A 17,178-nucleotide genomic window follows, 5' to 3' on the forward strand; every position below is an offset into this window, starting at 1 on the left:
TTGATTAGAGCCATCATTCATCAGCTCCGGTCATGAAGCAAGTGCTTGAGTGCTGGCTCTATTCTGGAGTAGCTAAATTTAAAGCCCAGTTCGGTGAGTTTTTTGGGTTTGGCTCTCATGCTATCGAACAATAAGCAGGAAGATTCTCCCATTAGGAGTTCCATCACCCATTTAGGCGTGAACAAGATATGCGGACGTTTTAGCGTTTTGGCTAGTGTACCGCTGAATATACGATTAGTCACAGGATGGGGGGCGCACATATTGAATGCACCGTGGGCATGTGGTGTTTCAAGCAAGTACATGATGGCGCGGACCATATCTAGGATGTGAATCCAAGGCATGTACTGATTACCGTTCCCAAGTGGGCCGCCTACGCCAAGCTTGTAAGGTAATAGCATCTTTGCCAACGCACCACCATTAAGGCCGAGTACCACGCCAGTTCTCATTAGACAAACCCGAGTTTGCTCCGACTCTGCGCGCTTGGCTATTTGCTCCCACTTTGCACAAACCTCGTGAGGAAAGTCGTCGCTATTAACATGTAAGCACTCATCAAACGGATGGTCTTGTTGATCACCATAGTAGCCAACTGCCGAGCCACTAATAAAAACAGAGGGAGGTTCGGTACTTGCGTGGATCAGCTCAACAATTTGCTCGGTAATTTTCCAACGACTTTTGCAGATTTTTTCTTTTTGCTCGCTGGTCCACCTTTTATCCGCAATAGGCTCACCTGCAAGATTAATGACGGCATCAACGTGATTGAGATCGGCGAACGACTCGAGCGAGTCAAGGTATTCGATATTACCCAGATCAGCATGCTGTAGGCGTTGTTTTGCTCGCTCTGGAGAGCGTGTAAGTAGCATAACTTGGTGAGTTGATAGCAGCTTGAGCAACTCCGAGCCAATAAACCCAGTGCCACCTGTGAGTAATATCTTCATGTTATCTCTTTGAATGTACACGTATTAGAACATTATAGTCGTTTTGTGCTTAGCTTGATCATCTCAACACCATTATTTCTAGGATAGTGACAAGCTGACAGAGAGGCTATTAACTTCACATATTAGAAAATATGTAACTAAATGTTATAAATGGCGCTAGTGCATTCACGGTAGAAGAGTGAAATCTATGCCAGACTAAAAGTTATCGCTCATTGGAACGAGCGTAATCAGTTTGCATAATCAAGGAGGATAGGCATGGAAGCATTTGTTGCGCTTTTTCGAGCGCTCCTCAATAGTGCTCGTGACTTATTACCCATCATCATTGTTATCACTTTTTTTCAATTAGTCGTTTTGCAAGAGCCGCTGCCCAACCTGGTCTCCATTCTTTTTGGATTGTTGCTTGTCATTTTAGGATTAACCTTTTTTATCTTTGGCCTAGAACTTGGTCTTTTTCCTATCGGAGAGAGTATGGCTCAAGCCTTTGCAAAAAAAGGCAGCGTGTTTTGGTTATTAGTCTTTGCGTTTTGTTTGGGGTTTGGCACCACGATAGCTGAACCTGCATTAACCGCGGTAGCGGAAGAAGCCTCAGAAGTTGCGGCAGAGGGCGGAATGATCGCTAACTCAGAGCAGTCCATGCAGGATTACGGAGAAGGACTTCGAGTAACAGTAGCTCTCTCTGTGGGGATAGCCATCGTTATCGGCGTTTTGCGTATCTTAAAAGGGTGGCCAATTCATTACATGATCATCGGCGGCTACGTCGGCGTTGTAATACTGACGTGGTTTGCACCGGAAGCCATTATTGGCGTCGCTTACGATTCCGGAGGTGTAACCACGTCCACCATAACAGTACCTTTGGTCACTGCACTGGGCGTCGGTTTAGCGTCTTCTATTAAAGGTCGCAACCCTATGGTGGATGGCTTTGGTTTAATCGCTTTTGCCTCGCTGTTACCGATGATGTTTGTGATGGTTTACGGAATGGTCGTAACATGATTTCAATTGATCATTTCCTAGACACTTTATTATCGACCGTTAGAGACGTCGTTCCCATCGCCAGCATTATTTTTGGTTTTCAGTTAGCCGTGTTAAGGCGTCCTGTTAGCAACCTTAAGAAAGTTTTGCTTGGGTTCGTTTATGTGATTTTCGGGCTAGCTCTTTTTTTACTTGGATTAGAAATGGCGTTGTTTCCACTTGGGGAGACGATGGCTGTGCAATTAACGGCGCCGGAGTTTTTACAAGAGTTCAAAGTATCTGTAGGGAAAGCCTTAATGTGGGTCGACTATTATTGGGTTTACACCTTCGCCTTTTTTATAGGCTTTAGTACCACGATTGCAGAGCCTTCTTTAATCGCTGTAGCGATAAAAGCAAACCAAGTCTCTGGAGGCAGTATCAGTATTAACGGCTTGCGCGTAGCCGTTGCGTTTGGGGTGGCAATTGGTATTGCATTAGGGAGTTACCGGATTGTCGTGGGCGATCCCATTCATTATTACATCATCGCGGGTTACATCGTCGTTGTGATTCAAACGTTTTACGCTCCTAAGCTTGTTGTTCCACTCGCCTACGATTCTGGAGGCGTAACAACTTCTACCGTCACTGTCCCACTTGTAACTGCATTAGGGTTAGGGCTTGCTTCGACCGTCCCTGGAAGAAACCCAATGATTGATGGCTTTGGCTTGATCGCGTTTGCCAGTCTATTTCCTATGATCTCTGTGATGGGCTATGCGCAAATAACCCAGTGGCTGAATAAAAACGTCTCGGAGGAAGAAGAAAATGCGCTTTAAATTGATACTTGCGTTTGTTGAAGACAGCAAAACAGACAAGGTGTTGGACGCTGCACGCGATGCTGGTGCGACCGGTGCAACAGTGATTAACAATGCTCGCGGGCAAGGTTTAAATCAAAAGCGAACGTTTTTTGGTTTAACGCTAGAAGTGCAAAAAGATGTGCTGCTGTTTGTGGTCGAGGAACATCTCTCTCGACACATATTAGAAACCATTAATGAGGTTGGTGAATTCGACAGAGAGTCGGGGCAGGGCATTGCTATTCAGATCGATATTGAAGATGCAGTCGGTGTCGCGCATCAAGTAGAAACGTTGACCAAAGTGGTTGAGGATGAGTTATGAGCAGTCAAACGATAATTAGAGTTCGAGATGTTATGGCGGCAACGTATGTGATGGTTGATGGACTGATGACCGTATACGAAGGCATAACGCTAGCGAAAAAATACCAAGTCAAAGCGCTGGTGGTGAAAAAGCGAGATGATAATGATGAATATGGCATCGTGTTGATGAATGATATCGCCAAAAAGGTGCTGGCGAATAATCGTTCTCCTCAGCGCACAAATATTTATGAAATCATGACCAAGCCCGCTTTGTGTGTCGAACCAGATATGAACGTAAAATATTGTGCACGTTTGTTTGAGCGATTTGGCATAAGCAGAGCGCCGGTCATTGAAAGTGGCGAGGTCATTGGGATGGTGAGTTATAACAATATTGTCATCAATGGTATGGTGCGAGAAGAAGTGTAATAGGTTGATATAAATGAAAAATCAACGAATTTTTTCTCAAGTCAGCGACTGTTACAAAGAACTAAAATATTTAATATATGTTAGGTTGCATATGTGTTGATTCACCATTATTCTTTGCGCCCTAAGCCTAATGTCGAGGAATCTGTATCATGCCTTTAGTCTCTTGCCCCGTGTGTGAGAAACAAATCTCAAAACGCGCTCATGCATGTCCAGGATGCGGAGAGCCCGATCCGCTGCACCATCTAGCCAAATCAAAATTTATGTCGATGGTGTTTTGGATACTGGTGTTGGTTGGAACAGCGTATGCAGCATGGTTCTATGTTTTGCCTATGGTCATTGAATCATTGCGCTATCAGTAGTATTCAAACCGTCGTAGGTTGAGCTGCTAAAAAAATGCCGTAGAATGACCTCATACTTTTTGAGGAGACGATGTCGTGAAACTATTTTTTGCCTCAGACCTACATGGCTCTTTGCCAGCAACTAAAGAAACCATTGATCTATTTTTGGCCTCTGGTGCGCACCACCTGATTTTGCTAGGAGATACGCTAAACCATGGGCCGCGAAACCCTATTCCAGAAGGCTACAACCCTCCACAGGTAGCAGACTTATTGAACCAATACAGTGATCAAATTATTTCTGTACGTGGCAACTGTGATAGTGAAGTGGACCAAATGCTATTAAAGTTTCCAATGATGATGGATTACTCATGGGTGCTACTTGAATCTGGCAAGAGAATCTTTTTGACTCATGGTCACTTGTACAACTCTGAAAAACGGCCGCCACTGCGCGAAGGTGATATCATCGCCCACGGGCATACACATGTTCCCGTCGCAGAGATGCAAGATGGAGCCATTATATTCAACCCAGGCTCGATGACATTCCCACGTAATGGCTTACCGAGAAGCTTTGGTACTCTAGAAGACAATAAGCTAACGGTAAAAACGCCAGAAGGCGAAGTATTAGCACAAACCATGATTTAACGGTTTTACTAAGTAAAAAAAATAGGGAGCGAATTGCTCCCTATTTTGTGTCTGAATGTCCTAAATCGCGTTCTGGGTCGATAATGTCTCTAACGCGCTGTTTTAGCACCTTGGCTTCAGGAAAGCCGCTGTCTTTTTTCCGTTCCCAAATTTGCTGGCCATTACAGAAAATTTCGAAGCGACCACCTGTGTCTGGGTGTAAGCTGATTGTTTCTATTTCTTCACTAAAAGTATGCAGTAATTCTTGCGATAGCCAAGTTGAACGCAACATCCAGTTGCACTGGCGGCAGTAATAAATATCAATGATTGCTTTATCCATGAAACTTTCCTTTTAATCTTTTTAAACCAGCAACTTGATGCCCACCGCAAACGTGAGAATTTCGAATGCAACTTTAATCACTCTGTTGCTGTATCGAGTCGCGGCCCATGCGCCTAAACTGCCGCCTAGAAAAGAGCTTAACAATAAAACAGGTAACCAAGCCCAGTGAATAGGCGCCCCTGCCTGTACGACGGCAATGCCTCCAATGCCATTCCAAAACAGGCCGACACAAATCATGGTGTAAGCAACGGCTTGTTTGTAGTCGTAACCAAACCAGCGCACCAAAAATAGTGTCACGAGCAAACCAGAACCTGCGGTAAGAGATCCGTTAATGATGCCGATAAACAGTAAGCCAATTCCACCAATAACCCAACCGATAGGATGACGGTTACGTATTACTTCAGCTTGGCCTAGCGATGTCTTAAATCGCGAGTAGATACCTAGCGCTAGGATCATCGTGCCGAGCATCTTTTCCGCGATACCATCAGGGATCTGTACAATTAAGTTAGCCCCTAAAATCACGCCAATACTACCGGACAAGATAAGGTAGAGCGCGATTTTCCATTTAATAGTGCCTGATCTTAAATGCGTGCTTGCTGCGCCTAAGCCTAAAGCAACCGAAGCCACCTTATGTGTGCCTAGCGCAACGGAGAACGGTAAGCCGAGAAAGATGAGTAAAGGGAATTGAAGCAAGCCTGCTCCGCCACCGGAAAGTGAAGCCAGCGTGTTGGCGATTAGTGAACCGAAAAAGAGAGTAGTGGTATCTAGCCAATCCATAAGTAAAACAAAGGGGGCGTCTTGCCCCCTTATCATCCAATCAAAATTAGTTTTTAAACAGTACCGAAGAACCGTGGTTCAAGCTAGTGAGCAATAGTGTTTTTTCGTTCACGACGTCAATACGACGACTTTGCTCCGCATCTAGCTTAAAAATTTGAGTAATCAAACGTAGCTGTGCTTCGGAAAAGTCTTTTGATTGAGAAGATGAAATATCTTTAAACTCCGAAGGCGAGACCAACAAATAGTTGTCACTTACTTCCCAGCGGCCTTTTTCCGAGATATTTATCGTTGATTCTGCGGTTGAACCTTGAGCGAATAGTTTTATATTTGCTACGCGAATATAGTCACCATTAGGGAGATATTTCACGTTTGATTCAACATTAACTCGGCGTAGTGGGCCGACAGTATTGTCAGGCAAGCTGTCTGTAATGACTGTCACCATGGTCGACTGCCATTCGTTTGCTGTGAGGAGCTGCTCCACTTTTAGGTCACTTCCCCAATACAACCAACTACTGAAAAGAACGGATACGGCCAAAACCGCAGATGCTAATTTAATCTTCATATTGGCCTCCTTTATTTGCAGATGTCTGTTGGATCGTTTTGACCTGCGAAAATACGCAGTGTTACGTTCTCGTAAGAGTGGTTACTGTCATGAATATAGTTCAGAATCAGCTGGTTATTTTGTCCACCAGTGGCAATCACTTCAACTGGCAACGAGTCTTCTGCATGGTGCTTCACGTAGCGCTCAATGCATTGCTCTATTGAGGGCAACCAGTTGTTGATTTGAGGGTGATTTACAGGTGTCATCACTGGTACATTTTGATACTCACCAATCTGACGGAATTGGGATTCCGCAGGGTTCGTGAATAACAATACGCAAACAGGAAGCAGCAGAGACAAAAAGATAATGACACGCGGTAGCCAGTTAATCGTGTTAGATGCTGGCTTCGGCTGAGTTTTAGTCGGCTCTACTTGAGGCTCAAGATCAGCAGTAGTATCGGTCACTACCTCTGTTGGTGGCATATCGCTCGCTTCTAACTCCACTGCTGGCGCTTCTTGTTCAGAAGCGGTTTCTTCAACGTCAGTGTTAGAGTCAGTAGAAAATGGGCTCAAGCGTTCCACTGAACAAATGAGTTGGTAGCCACGTTTAGGTACCGTTTTAACAAACTCTGGAGATTTTGTTGAATCCTTCAACATCTTACGCAGAGTAGAAATCGCTTGAGTCAGGCTTGAGTCATCCACCTCAAAACCTTGCTCACGCCAAACAAACTCGTGAAGCTCGTTACGGGTTAAAACTTCGTTTGGTCTCTCTGCCAACATCAGAAGTATACGGCTTTCGTTGCTTCCTAATCGTACAACGTCGTTGCCGTTTTGTTGGTCAGCGAGCGAATTACTATTTGGATCAAAGGTGAACCTTTGAGCAAGTAGAAATTTGGTGCCAATGTTAGTCATTTAGTTCTTCTTAGATGGATGATGTTGTAATTATGGTGATTTATGTCACAAAATTACCGGGGCGCTTGGAGTGCGCACGACATTTTAGATGCTTTTAGACGGGTAGGATAATTAAAATTTTCTAAAAAAACACCGTTTTTAGCAATATTGACCTTGAATTTACATTTGTCAGCCACATGTTAAATGACATCTCGGTAAGGTGATTTCAAGGGGAAAGTCACAAACTTGTCCCTATGAAAAAGCCAATTAGTTTAGATGTTATGGAGCACACATGAGCGAAACCGTATCTCAAAATAAAGAAACTCGTGGTTTTCAATCAGAAGTAAAACAACTACTGCATTTAATGATCCATTCTCTTTATTCAAATAAAGAGATCTTTTTGCGCGAGCTGATCTCTAACGCATCAGATGCATCAGACAAACTGCGCTTTCAGGCGTTATCTAACCCAGATCTATACGAAGGTAATGCAGACCTTTGCGTGAAACTGTCGTTTGATGAAAGCGCAAATACCTTAACCATTTCTGATAACGGTATCGGTATGAGCCGTGATGATGTGATTGAGCACTTAGGAACAATCGCAAAATCTGGAACAGCCGAGTTTTTCTCAAAGCTATCTGAAGAGCAGAGCAAAGACTCTCAGCTTATTGGTCAGTTTGGTGTTGGTTTCTACTCGGCATTTATCGTTGCTGACGCCGTTACCGTGCGCACTCGCGCTGCGGGTCTAGCCGCTGATGAAGCGGTACAATGGCACTCAGCGGGTGAAGGTGAGTACACCATCGAAAACATTACCAAAGAGTCACGTGGTACCGACATCATTCTTCATATGCGTGAAGAGGGTAAAGAGTTTTTGAATGAGTGGCGTCTACGTGACGTTATCAGTAAGTACTCTGATCACATCGGCATTCCTGTTTCAATCCAAACTGTCGTTCGTGATGACGAAGGCAAGGAAACAGATGAGAAGAAGTGGGAGCAAATCAACAAAGCCCAAGCACTGTGGACGCGTAACAAATCTGATATTTCAGAAGAAGAGTATCAAGAGTTCTATAAGCACGTATCACATGACTTTGCCGATCCATTGGTCTGGAGTCATAACCGTGTAGAAGGTAAAAACGACTACACGAGCTTACTATACATCCCATCGAAAGCACCTTGGGATATGATGAACCGCGACCACAAATCAGGCTTGAAACTGTACGTACAGCGCGTATTCATTATGGACGATGCAGAGCAATTTATGCCGTCATACTTACGCTTCGTACGTGGTTTAATAGACTCAAATGATTTACCGCTAAACGTATCGCGTGAGATCTTACAAGACAATAAAGTGACTCAGTCTCTACGTAATGCTTGTACTAAGCGTGTGCTAACGATGCTTGAACGTATGGCCAAGAATGACGAAGAGAAATACCAATCATTCTGGAAAGAGTTTGGTCTTGTGATGAAAGAGGGCCCTGCGGAGGACTTTGCAAACAAAGAGAAAGTTGCAGGTTTATTGCGCTTTGCTTCAACTGAAGTGGACTCTTCTGAGCAAACTGTGGGCTTGGCGTCTTACGTTGAGCGCATGAAAGAAGGTCAAGATAAGATCTACTACTTGACGGCAGACAGCTATGCAGCTGCGAAAAACAGCCCTCACTTAGAACAGTTCAAAGCGAAAGGCATTGAAGTTATCTTGATGTACGACCGCATTGATGAGTGGCTGATGAACTACTTAACTGAGTTTGATGGTAAACAGTTCCAGTCAATCACTAAAGCTGGGCTTGATCTAAGTCAGTTTGAAGATGAAGCAGAAAAAGAGAAGCAAAAAGAAACCGAAGAAGAGTTCAAGTCGGTTGTAGAGCGCACGAAGTCTTACCTAGGCGATCGTGTGAAAGAAGTTCGTACGACCTTCAAACTCGCATCTACGCCTGCTGTTGTGGTAACGGACGATTACGAAATGGGCACTCAAATGGCGAAGCTTCTTGCGGCAGCTGGTCAAGCTGTGCCGGAAGTGAAATACATCTTTGAGCTAAACCCTGAGCACGAATTGGTTAAGCGTATGGCTGACGAAGCCGATGAAGAAGCGTTTGGTCGCTGGGTTGAAGTTCTGCTTGGTCAGGCAATGCTAGCGGAGCGAGGCTCTATTGAGGATCCAACAGAGTTCTTAGGAGCCGTTAATCAACTTTTGACTAAGGTGTAATAACCTCTGCAAATCAAAAAGCTCGCATTTCGCGAGCTTTTTGTTTGTTGTCGCAAAATTTTGCATCTCAAGTGCTGAGTTAATAATCAATAGGGCGTGAAAGAGGGTACTGTTAACATTCTTTAGTCTTAATACACTCTTTGCTCAGAGAACCTGTGATAGAATCTGCGACTTGAATGTGAGTAATAAGGCGTGTATTTTTGCTCGCCTATATACGTTATACCGAAACTTATCGTTGCAGGTGCTTCTCAGGTTTGATGTCTAAGAGGTCAGCTATTGTGAGCTTCGGTATAAATCTTAAATATTAAAGAGGATAAATCATGCGCATCATTCTTCTAGGTGCTCCAGGTGCAGGTAAAGGCACACAAGCAAACTTCATCATGGAAAAATACGGTATTCCACAAATCTCTACTGGTGATATGCTTCGTGCTGCTATCAAAGCAGGTACAGAGCTTGGTAAACAAGCCAAAGCTGTTATTGACGCTGGTCAGCTAGTTTCTGATGAAATCATCCTTGGTCTTATCAAAGAGCGCATCGCTCAAGAAGACTGTGCAAACGGTTTCCTACTAGATGGTTTCCCACGTACTATCCCTCAAGCTGACGGCCTAAAAGAAATGGGCGTAGACGTAGACTACGTTATCGAATTTGACGTTGCAGACGATGTAATTGTTGAGCGTATGGCTGGTCGTCGTGCTCACCTTCCTTCTGGTCGTACTTACCACGTGGTTTACAACCCGCCTAAAGTGGAAGGTAAAGATGATGTAACTGGTGAAGATCTTGTTGTTCGTGATGACGACAAAGAAGAAACAGTACGTGCTCGTCTAGGTGTTTACCACGAGCAAACTGCACCGCTAATCAACTACTACGGCAAAGAAGCTGAAGCAGGCAAGACTAAGTACCTTAAGTTTGATGGTACTAAGCAAGTAGCTGAAGTTAGTGCGGATATCGAGAAAGCACTATCTTAATTTGCTGAAGTCAAAAATTTAATATTTTGATATATTGAAAGCGGCCCAAGTGGTCGCTTTTTTTAGTTTACTCGTAAACATATATCTAATTAACTTCAGCTCGGCTATTCGTTACTTCGAGGTTACTTAAATATATGAACCAAGCCGTTTACCATGAATAGGATGTTATGAAAGAGAATAATAAACAGGGTGTACTCCTAGTTAACCTGGGAACTCCTGACGCACCAACCGCTCCTGCCGTAAAGCGCTTTTTAAGTCAGTTTCTTCATGATCACCGAGTGGTAGACATGACTCGATGGCTTTGGTGTCCACTATTGCACGGCGTTATCCTTCCTATCCGAGCTCCTAAAGTTGCCAAACTCTATCAATCAGTATGGATGGAAGAGGGCTCGCCGTTGATGGTGTACTCTAAACGCCAAACGGAAAAGTTGGCACAAAAGCTTGATATACCTGTAGAGCTTGGTATGACGTATGGTAACCCAAGTTTACAATCAGGCTTTGAAGCCCTATTGGCGCAAGGCGTTGATGAAGTCATTGTTTTACCTTTGTATCCGCAATACTCGGGCACAACAACTGCAGCGGTTTCTGACGGAATCACTAAAGCATTTAAAAACCTGCCTGTGATGCCAAGCTTTAGCTTTATTCGTGATTATTACAATCACCCGAAATATATTGAAGCGTTAGCGCATTCAGTTCGTGAACATTGGCAAAAGAATGGTCAGGGAGATTACCTGCTGTGTTCTTATCATGGTATTCCAAAACGCTATGCTGACAATGGTGATGTTTACCCACAGCATTGTGAAGAGACGACTCGCTTGCTTGGGGAAGCGTTAGGTTTAAGCGAACAACAAATTGGCATGACGTATCAGTCCCGATTTGGGAGAGAAGAGTGGCTTCAACCTTATACCGATAAGACCCTAGAGGCACTTCCTGCAAAGGGTGTGAAAAATATTAATGTTGTGACCCCCGCATTTTCGTCAGATTGTTTAGAGACGTTGGAAGAGATCTCGGAAGAGTGTAAAGAGATTTTCCTTGAAGCAGGTGGTGAAAACTTTACCTACATCCCTTGTTTGAACGATAGTGAACTTCATATCGAGATGATGGTTGAGTTAGTTCAATCTAAACTTTAGATACAAAAAAGGGTCGCAATAGCGACCCTTTCTACGTTTAGTTGAGCGATCAAGCAACTTGTACTTGCTGCTCTTCTACTTGCTCTGCCGTGCTGTGCGTATTTTCAGCGCCATGCATCCAGCGAACGAGTGTATTAGAGAATAGGAGCAAAATTACGCCACTTACGGTTGCGCTGACCGCAATACCACTAAAGATAGCCATAGCGCCTAACTCGCCTACGTGAGAGCCCACATAGCCCGCAACATAGTTAGCAATCGCATTACAGCCAAACCATGCACCCATCATAAGTGAAGCTAAGCGAAGCGGTGCTAATTTAGTCACCAATGAAAGACCAATTGGTGATAAACACAGCTCGCCTAATGTGTGGAAGAAGAAAGCGCCGACCAACCATAACATCGATGTTTTTACTGTTGTATCTCCACCTTGTTCTAGCACTGCGCCAACCATACAAAGGAAACCAATCGCCAAGAAAAATAGTGCCATCGCAAATTTCACTGGCGAAGTAGGTTCACGTTTACCCAATTTTACCCAAAGGACAGCCAGAACTGGCGCTAGAGTAATAATGAAAAATGGGTTTAGTGATTGGAACCACGCAGCAGGAACTTCAAAACCACCAATCATGCGATCAGTATATTGTTGAGTATAGATGTTCATCAGACCACCAGCTTGTTCAAAGCCTGCCCAGAAGACAATAGTGAATAAGCTCATGACCAGAATTACTTTTAGTCGATTCACTTCTTCTTTGGTGAGTGGCTGCTTCGTGGTGGCGTTTTTGTTGTTTAGATCTCGTTTCGCCGCTGGTTCGCGACCAATATCACCAAGCCATGATTGAGCCAGTACCATTTGCATCACTAGGCTAACCAGCATACCCACACCAGCGGCAACAAAGCCTGCTTTCCAACCGTAAGAGGTTGTCACAGATCCAGAAACGACGCCGGCAAGTAATGCACCTAAGTTGATACCCATATAAAAGATAGTGAATGCGCCGTCACGACGGTTGTCACCTTCTTGATAAAGGTCGCCAACCATGGTTGATATATTTGGCTTAAAGAGACCGTTACCAGTGATAAGTAGGCCAAGGCCTAAATAGAAACTGTGTAGCGAACCAATACCTAAAGCATCAGCAGGAAGTGCAAGAGTAAACTGGCCGATGGCCATTAACGCGCCACCAAGCAAAATTGAGCGACGTTGACCTAAATAGTTATCTGCTAGGTAACCACCGATAAGAGGTGTGATATACACAAGCCCTGTGTATATGCCGTATAGGTCTAATGCGTCTTTGGTTGACCAGCCAAGGCCGCCATTCATTGTTGTATCAGTAAGGTAAAGCACGAGAATGGCACGCATTGCGTAGTAAGAAAAGCGTTCCCACAGTTCTGTACCGAACAATAAGAACAGGCCACGTGGATGACCAAAATATTGATGTTGGTTTGACATAAGCTCTTCTAATAATAGTTATTACATTTTTTAACGACTTCTACGTATACAATGCAATTCAACGAGTGACAAATAATAAAATTTTGCCATTCAACTATTTTTGTTTGTTAAGTGGCTGTTTTTGATTAGATTTGCAGATTATATGATGGTGTATTGGTTGTATTACAAACTAAATTTCCATTTTTGCCTATGGACTTCTTTATCGTAAGTTGCTGAAAAATGTCGTTAATGCGAGCGATGTATAATCATACTTTTATAGATAAACTGAATATCAATGACTCAACTTTGGCTTAATGCTAGGATAAAAACAAAATAGAATTGGCTAGTAAAAAGATGAAACGTTGGTATCTACTTTATTGTAAACGTGGGGAGCAGGTTAGGGCGAAACAACACCTTGAAAACCAAGGTGTAGAATGCTTTTATCCAACTGTAGAAGTTGAGAAGATTTTGCGCGGTAAAAGACAAAAAGTCGAGGAGCCGCTGTTTCCTTGTTACGTATTCGCTTACTTTGATTATGAGCAAGGGCCAAACTTCACCTCAGTCCGCTCTACTCGAGGTGTTGTTGACTTTGTGCGTTTTGGTGCTCAACCGAAAGAAGTTCAAGGTGACTTGGTCTTCGAATTGATGCAGCTAGAAAAGTGTTGTAATGACAATACCGTTTCTGAATGTATGCCAAAACCAGGCGATCAAATTAGAGTTAAAAGCGGTCAATTTGCGGGCATAGATGCCATCTTCCAAGAACAAGATGGTGAGAAACGCTCAATTATGCTAGTTCAGATGATCACCAAGCGTGTGCCTGTCAGCATAGACAATAGTGATTTAGATTTAAAATAGCCTAATTCCATCAAACATAAAAAGAGGTGCAAAAGCACCTCTTTTTGATCGTATCTAATTTTCTGTCTGTTTTAAAAGGGTTGGACGAACCGACCCTTATCTTTATCGTAGAGAATTAGTATGAGTCGTTGTGAACGGTCTGTACTGCACGACCTGATGGGTCAACACAGTTTTGGAACGATTCATCCCATTCAATCGCCTTCGCTGAAGAACACGCTACTGAAGGGCCTCCTGGTACACACTCTGCTGCTGATGGAAGTGGGAATAACTCTTCAAAGATTTCACGGTACACGTAGCCTTCTTTTGTCGTTGGCGTGTTGTATGGGAATCGATATTGAGCTGTTTCCATCTGCTGGTCTGTCACTTTCTGTTCCGCGACTTCTTTCAGCGTATCGATCCAGCTGTAGCCAACGCCATCAGAGAATTGCTCTTTTTGACGCCATGCGATCGATTCTGGCAGGTAGTGCTCGAAGCACTCACGAAGGATGTGTTTCTCCATTTTACCGTTGCCACACATCTTGTCTGCTGGGTTCAAGCGCATTGCTACATCAATGAACTCTTTATCTAGGAAAGGTACGCGTCCTTCAACTCCCCATGCTGCCAGCGACTTGTTAGCACGAGCACAGTCGAACATGTTCAGAGCAAGCAGTTTACGCACAGTCTCCTCGTGGAACTCTTTCGCGTTTGGCGCTTTGTGGAAGTAAAGGTAGCCACCAAAGATTTCGTCAGCGCCCTCACCAGACAATACCATCTTGATACCCATCGCTTTGATCTTACGACCCATTAAGAACATAGGTGTTGATGCGCGGATAGTCGTCACGTCATACGTTTCAATGTGGTAAATCACGTCACGAATCGCGTCCAAACCTTCTTGAATCGTGTACGTCATTTCGTGGTGAACGGTACCAATTTGGTCGGCAACTTCGCGAGCTGCTTTCAGGTCAGGCGCGCCTTCTAGGCCAACAGCAAAAGAGTGCAGTTGAGGCCACCAAGCTTCAGACTTTTCATCATCTTCAATACGCATCGCTGCAAAGCGTTTTGCTACCGCAGATGTAATAGAAGAATCTAGACCGCCTGAAAGAAGTACACCGTAAGGCACGTCAGTCATTAGTTGGCGTTTAACAGCCGCTTCTAGCGCTTCAGTCAATTCTTCTTTGCTAGTGCTGTTACCTTGTACTGCTGCGTACTCGTTCCAGTCACGAACATAGTAACGTGTTGGCTCAGTATCTTTAGAGCTGTAGTAGCTACCAGGAGGGAATTCACTTACTGTTTTACATACTGGAACAAGAGCCTTCATCTCTGATGCCACATAGTAGTTACCATGCTCATCGTGACCTTGATAAAGAGGGATAATACCAATATGGTCACGGCCGACTAAATACTCATCTTTTTCTTCGTCGTAGAGCACAAAAGCGAAAATACCGTTTAGTTCTTCAAGGAGATCTGCACCCATATCTTGGTAAAGTGCAAGAATGACTTCACAGTCTGAATCGGTTTGAAATTCGTACTTTCCTTCGTAACGAGCACGAATTTCTTTATGGTTGTAGATTTCACCATTGACGGCAAGGATGAGCTTCTTATCAGGGCTGTATAGCGGCTGTGCACCACTATTTAGACCAACAATCGCCAAGCGCTCGTGCGCTAAAATAGCACGCTCTGAAGAGTAAATCCCAGACCAGTCTGGGCCACGGTGACGAAGTTTTTTCGACATCTCTAATGCGATAGGGCGCAATGCGGCTGCATCGCTTTTAATGTCTAAAATGCCAAATACTGAACACATACTACATCCTTACTAAACTAAACAATTTCTAATCGGTATGGTTTAAATTTGCCATTACTAATAAAAAAAGCAACGTTTTGTGATTAAAAAAATGATAAAAGGCCTTGTTGTATGGAAAACATTTAACTCAACCGTTGTTTTGGTGAATGAGATCAAGGTTTGGTATAAAAACTATACAAAAAAGGCTTTCTATCAATAGAAAGCCTTCCGAAAAATATCAGTGCTGTTGCTTATTTAATTGGTGTGAATTTAGGTTGAAGTTGTTTACAGACGTGTCGAGCAAAACCGCTACCAGCTTCACTATAAATATTGAATGCTGCGTCAACTCCATTTTCAAGTAAGCCTTCCAATTGATCTGGGTATTCGGCGATAGCGGCAATTTGCCCCTTATATTTTCTGCGTTTAAGCTGCTCAAGTGCTGTTTGGTTACCTTGATGATGTGGCATTGCAAGCAGAACCAGTTTTACATGACCTGTATCTAAAATTCGCTCCCAGAAATCCGGGTCGGTGGCATCACCAGAAATAACATTTCTTCCTTCTGAACGATGATGATGTGCAGCGTCTTCACGAATTTCTATACCCAATGAAATTTTGCCATAGCGTGAGCGTAGCTCATCATAAGCGCCCGTCCCAATACGCCCCATACCTAAGATCAATACTTGGGCATGACCTGGGTTGATGAGTTGGTCGCGTTGATTGAGCTTTTCTACCGCTGTCTCTTGCAGCCACTTACCTGAATGTTGATAAATTTTATGGCTAAGGCGGTTAAGTGGCGCGGAAATTACAAAGGATACCGACACCGCAACCGCAATCGCAGCAAGCATATCACTTGGCATCCAGCCCATTTTATAGGCCAACCCTGCAACAATAAGACCAAACTCACTGTAGTTAAATAGTGATAAAGAGGCGAGCAAAGAGGTACGTACTCGAAACTTAAAATGATTAATAGTAACGAAGTACAAGAGTCCTTTGATTGGTAGCAGTAAGATAAATAGCAGGGCGAGAACGACGCCATTCACGCTCAATGAGGCGGATAAACCAATGTTTAAAAAGAAGCAGACTAAAAAGAGCTCCTTCATATTGAATAATGACTTGGATAGTTCTGAGGCTTTTGGGTGACCTGCGAGTAGCATGCCTAAAATTAGCGCGCCCAAGTCTGGTTTCATCCCGACCAACTCGAATAGCCCAGCACCGATAACAAGCGCGAAGAAAATACCGAATAGCACTAGCATTTCGCCGTGGCCAACTTTATCGAGCAGCTTATAGAATAGAGGACGAAGGAAAGGCAGTGCGAACAAACCGATGGCATACCATTCTGGGACTTTTCCGGTTGAAGCAGTCAGGAATACTACGGCAAAAATATCTTGCATAACCAAGATACCGATCGCGAGTGTGCCGTAGGTCGCGTTCATTTCGCCTTTTTCTTGCAATGCTTTTACGGCAAAAACGGTACTAGAGAACGATAGTGCAAAAGCTAAAAGCAGGATTTGGCTGCCGTCCATACTGGCTAGCGAAGTCAAGCCCAGTAGTTTTAAGCCGGATAACGCTAGGGCAAAAAAAGCGGTAGAGAGTATGTTGTGGGCGGTTGCCCCTCCCCATATTTCTTTGGACAGCAGGGTTTTTACATCGAGTTTGAGTCCAATAGTAAACAGAAGAAGAGTAACACCAAGATCTGCGAGAGTGACGATAACGTCATTGCTTTGGTAACCAAATGCATGCAAGCCAAATCCAGCTAGTAGAAAACCAACGAGGGGAGGGAGGCTGCATTTAAGCGCAATAAAACCAGCTAAAAAAGCGGCTGTAATTAGAATAATTTCCATACTGTTAAGCTGTATTCCTGATATACAAAAACGGGCTGTGAAAACACAGC

At 43.9% G+C, this 17,178-nt stretch carries 18 protein-coding genes; 10 read left to right on the plus strand and 8 right to left on the minus strand.

The features are described from left to right. Positions 1–20 precede the first annotated feature (20 nt). Positions 21–935 carry a TIGR01777 family oxidoreductase gene (locus tag R7O13_RS19140; protein WP_213899496.1) on the minus strand — a complete coding sequence of 305 codons (915 nt, stop codon included), beginning with the start codon at positions 933–935 and terminating at the stop codon, positions 21–23. Positions 936–1,190: 255 nt separating this feature from the next. Between R7O13_RS19140 and R7O13_RS19145 the strand changes: the two genes are divergently transcribed. The 6 genes from R7O13_RS19145 to yfcE all read left to right on the plus strand — a co-directional run bounded on the left by R7O13_RS19145 (position 1,191) and on the right by yfcE (position 4,437). Further along, positions 1,191–1,925 (plus strand): DUF1538 domain-containing protein, encoded by a 735-nt coding sequence (locus tag R7O13_RS19145; RefSeq protein WP_064376309.1) that lies wholly within the window; start codon positions 1,191–1,193, stop codon positions 1,923–1,925. Beyond that, positions 1,922–2,713 (plus strand): DUF1538 domain-containing protein, encoded by a 792-nt coding sequence (locus tag R7O13_RS19150; RefSeq protein WP_186584426.1) that lies wholly within the window; start codon positions 1,922–1,924, stop codon positions 2,711–2,713. Before R7O13_RS19145 ends, R7O13_RS19150 begins: the two co-directional genes overlap by 4 nt. Then, positions 2,703–3,053, plus strand: a complete 351-nt coding sequence (locus R7O13_RS19155; protein WP_005382084.1) for a P-II family nitrogen regulator — start codon at positions 2,703–2,705, stop codon at positions 3,051–3,053. The genes R7O13_RS19150 and R7O13_RS19155 overlap by 11 nt, the downstream gene beginning before the upstream one ends. Then, on the plus strand, positions 3,050–3,457 hold the full coding sequence (locus R7O13_RS19160) for a CBS domain-containing protein (RefSeq protein ID WP_031781352.1): 408 nt from the start codon (positions 3,050–3,052) through the stop codon (positions 3,455–3,457). Before R7O13_RS19155 ends, R7O13_RS19160 begins: the two co-directional genes overlap by 4 nt. Positions 3,458–3,606: 149 nt before the next feature. Next, positions 3,607–3,816: a hypothetical protein gene (locus R7O13_RS19165; RefSeq protein ID WP_005382086.1), complete on the plus strand. Its 210-nt coding sequence runs from the start codon at positions 3,607–3,609 to the stop codon at positions 3,814–3,816. Positions 3,817–3,891: 75 nt separating this feature from the next. Further along, positions 3,892–4,437: a phosphodiesterase gene (yfcE, locus tag R7O13_RS19170; RefSeq protein WP_005389637.1), complete on the plus strand. Its 546-nt coding sequence runs from the start codon at positions 3,892–3,894 to the stop codon at positions 4,435–4,437. A 40-nt stretch (positions 4,438–4,477) separates the two neighbouring features. Here yfcE and R7O13_RS19175 read toward each other — a convergent pair whose 3' ends face one another. Genes R7O13_RS19175 through R7O13_RS19190 form a run of 4 tightly spaced genes read right to left on the minus strand, consistent with a single transcriptional unit; the run spans position 4,478 to position 6,985 of the window. Further along, positions 4,478–4,756 carry a SelT/SelW/SelH family protein gene (locus R7O13_RS19175; RefSeq protein ID WP_005382088.1) on the minus strand — a complete coding sequence of 93 codons (279 nt, stop codon included), beginning with the start codon at positions 4,754–4,756 and terminating at the stop codon, positions 4,478–4,480. A 21-nt stretch (positions 4,757–4,777) separates the two neighbouring features. Then, positions 4,778–5,533, minus strand: coding sequence for a sulfite exporter TauE/SafE family protein (locus R7O13_RS19180; RefSeq protein ID WP_047102891.1), 756 nt, complete (start codon positions 5,531–5,533; stop codon positions 4,778–4,780). Positions 5,534–5,579: 46 nt separating this feature from the next. Then, positions 5,580–6,095 carry a transmembrane regulator ToxS gene (toxS, locus tag R7O13_RS19185; RefSeq protein ID WP_318304488.1) on the minus strand — a complete coding sequence of 172 codons (516 nt, stop codon included), beginning with the start codon at positions 6,093–6,095 and terminating at the stop codon, positions 5,580–5,582. An 11-nt stretch (positions 6,096–6,106) separates the two neighbouring features. Beyond that, a complete protein-coding gene (locus R7O13_RS19190; RefSeq protein WP_130546537.1) occupies positions 6,107–6,985 on the minus strand; it encodes a transcriptional regulator in 879 nt (292 codons plus the stop codon). Positions 6,986–7,256: 271 nt separating this feature from the next. On the opposite strand from R7O13_RS19190, the gene htpG reads away from it, so the two are divergent. From htpG to hemH, 3 genes are all read left to right on the plus strand, one after another. After that, positions 7,257–9,161, plus strand: coding sequence for a molecular chaperone HtpG (gene htpG, locus R7O13_RS19195; protein ID WP_017819957.1), 1,905 nt, complete (start codon positions 7,257–7,259; stop codon positions 9,159–9,161). Between the two features lie 320 nt (positions 9,162–9,481). Beyond that, positions 9,482–10,126 (plus strand): adenylate kinase, encoded by a 645-nt coding sequence (gene adk / locus R7O13_RS19200; RefSeq protein ID WP_005382094.1) that lies wholly within the window; start codon positions 9,482–9,484, stop codon positions 10,124–10,126. A 167-nt stretch (positions 10,127–10,293) separates the two neighbouring features. Beyond that, positions 10,294–11,256 (plus strand): ferrochelatase, encoded by a 963-nt coding sequence (gene hemH / locus R7O13_RS19205; protein WP_171344862.1) that lies wholly within the window; start codon positions 10,294–10,296, stop codon positions 11,254–11,256. 49 nt (positions 11,257–11,305) lie between these two features. Here the strand turns inward: hemH and R7O13_RS19210 are convergent, their stop codons facing one another. Then, the gene (locus R7O13_RS19210; RefSeq protein ID WP_005382097.1) at positions 11,306–12,694 is read right to left on the minus strand and encodes a peptide MFS transporter; all 1,389 of its coding nucleotides are present in this window, start codon (positions 12,692–12,694) and stop codon (positions 11,306–11,308) included. Positions 12,695–13,027: 333 nt separating this feature from the next. On the opposite strand from R7O13_RS19210, the gene rfaH reads away from it, so the two are divergent. Further along, positions 13,028–13,528, plus strand: a complete 501-nt coding sequence (gene rfaH, locus R7O13_RS19215) for a transcription/translation regulatory transformer protein RfaH (protein ID WP_005382098.1) — start codon at positions 13,028–13,030, stop codon at positions 13,526–13,528. A gap of 115 nt (positions 13,529–13,643) precedes the next feature. Here rfaH and asnB read toward each other — a convergent pair whose 3' ends face one another. Next, positions 13,644–15,308 carry an asparagine synthase B gene (asnB, locus tag R7O13_RS19220; RefSeq protein ID WP_005384979.1) on the minus strand — a complete coding sequence of 555 codons (1,665 nt, stop codon included), beginning with the start codon at positions 15,306–15,308 and terminating at the stop codon, positions 13,644–13,646. Between the two features lie 230 nt (positions 15,309–15,538). Continuing rightward, the gene (locus R7O13_RS19225) at positions 15,539–17,128 is read right to left on the minus strand and encodes a cation:proton antiporter family protein (protein WP_047102890.1); all 1,590 of its coding nucleotides are present in this window, start codon (positions 17,126–17,128) and stop codon (positions 15,539–15,541) included. Positions 17,129–17,178: the final 50 nt, after the last annotated feature.

This window comes from Vibrio sp. Y176 (assembly GCF_033438945.1).

Coding starts and splice junctions, on each gene's coding strand:
- hemH (WP_171344862.1), top strand. CDS start 10,294: ATGAAAGAGAATAATAAACAGGGTGTACTCCTAGTTAACCTGGGAACT.
- R7O13_RS19145 (WP_064376309.1), top strand. CDS start 1,191: ATGGAAGCATTTGTTGCGCTTTTTCGAGCGCTCCTCAATAGTGCTCGT.
- asnB (WP_005384979.1), bottom strand. CDS start 15,308: ATGTGTTCAGTATTTGGCATTTTAGACATTAAAAGCGATGCAGCCGCA.
- toxS (WP_318304488.1), bottom strand. CDS start 6,095: ATGAAGATTAAATTAGCATCTGCGGTTTTGGCCGTATCCGTTCTTTTC.
- htpG (WP_017819957.1), top strand. CDS start 7,257: ATGAGCGAAACCGTATCTCAAAATAAAGAAACTCGTGGTTTTCAATCA.
- R7O13_RS19210 (WP_005382097.1), bottom strand. CDS start 12,694: ATGTCAAACCAACATCAATATTTTGGTCATCCACGTGGCCTGTTCTTA.
- R7O13_RS19150 (WP_186584426.1), top strand. CDS start 1,922: ATGATTTCAATTGATCATTTCCTAGACACTTTATTATCGACCGTTAGA.
- R7O13_RS19180 (WP_047102891.1), bottom strand. CDS start 5,533: ATGGATTGGCTAGATACCACTACTCTCTTTTTCGGTTCACTAATCGCC.
- R7O13_RS19225 (WP_047102890.1), bottom strand. CDS start 17,128: ATGGAAATTATTCTAATTACAGCCGCTTTTTTAGCTGGTTTTATTGCG.
- rfaH (WP_005382098.1), top strand. CDS start 13,028: ATGAAACGTTGGTATCTACTTTATTGTAAACGTGGGGAGCAGGTTAGG.
- R7O13_RS19160 (WP_031781352.1), top strand. CDS start 3,050: ATGAGCAGTCAAACGATAATTAGAGTTCGAGATGTTATGGCGGCAACG.
- R7O13_RS19140 (WP_213899496.1), bottom strand. CDS start 935: ATGAAGATATTACTCACAGGTGGCACTGGGTTTATTGGCTCGGAGTTG.
- R7O13_RS19175 (WP_005382088.1), bottom strand. CDS start 4,756: ATGGATAAAGCAATCATTGATATTTATTACTGCCGCCAGTGCAACTGG.
- adk (WP_005382094.1), top strand. CDS start 9,482: ATGCGCATCATTCTTCTAGGTGCTCCAGGTGCAGGTAAAGGCACACAA.
- R7O13_RS19155 (WP_005382084.1), top strand. CDS start 2,703: ATGCGCTTTAAATTGATACTTGCGTTTGTTGAAGACAGCAAAACAGAC.
- R7O13_RS19190 (WP_130546537.1), bottom strand. CDS start 6,985: ATGACTAACATTGGCACCAAATTTCTACTTGCTCAAAGGTTCACCTTT.
- R7O13_RS19165 (WP_005382086.1), top strand. CDS start 3,607: ATGCCTTTAGTCTCTTGCCCCGTGTGTGAGAAACAAATCTCAAAACGC.